We start from the raw sequence: 551 nt of genomic DNA on the forward strand, positions 1-551 counted from the left end.
GATGATGAACCAGTAGGCATTCATGACGCCTGAGTAACTGTGCGTAGTGGCCCTAAAGCTTGTTCATATAGACGACGCAATTCACATTGAGCATGCGTCAATCCTCAAAACACGTTTAAGATACTGGCAAACTTGAATCACTGCGCAAGGGAACTCGCAATGAAGCTGATTCAGAACGCCGGTCAAGATCGCGTAATCGATTTGCTCCACGAACAGATGAAGCCGGACCACCAGTTAGACTGCGCCTCTCCAGCACTCTCCGTGTTCGCTTTTTCTGAGCTGAGCAAGTCTCTCGCTAAGCTAAAGAAGGTTCAGTTAATCCTACCTGCAGGCAGCGAGAACCTGGCGCTGCTGGGTGAAGAGGCTGATCGTGCCGCACGCAATCGGCTTATGACACGTAGTCTAGCAATGCACTGCTATCAGTGGCTAAACGCCAAAGTCGAGTTGAAGCGCGCGAGCTCTGTGATACCACAGGGCATCGGCCTACTTCGAGACGCATCTGGCGCGCCTCATCAGGTGGTAATGGGCTCTTTTGCTATGACCACAGACGG

General features: G+C 51.9%; 1 protein-coding gene. It reads left to right on the forward strand.

Annotation, left to right across the window (positions count from 1 at the left end; translation table 11 throughout):
• Positions 1 to 159: 159 nt before the first annotated feature.
• Positions 160 to 551, forward strand: a 392-nt coding sequence (locus SB717_RS33445; protein ID WP_486360778.1) for a phospholipase D-like domain-containing protein, incomplete at its 3' end; no start/stop codon positions are given.

The sequence above is a fragment of the Priestia sp. SIMBA_032 genome, assembly GCF_046535215.1.
Lineage (GTDB): Bacteria > Bacillota > Bacilli > Bacillales > Bacillaceae_H > Priestia > Priestia aryabhattai.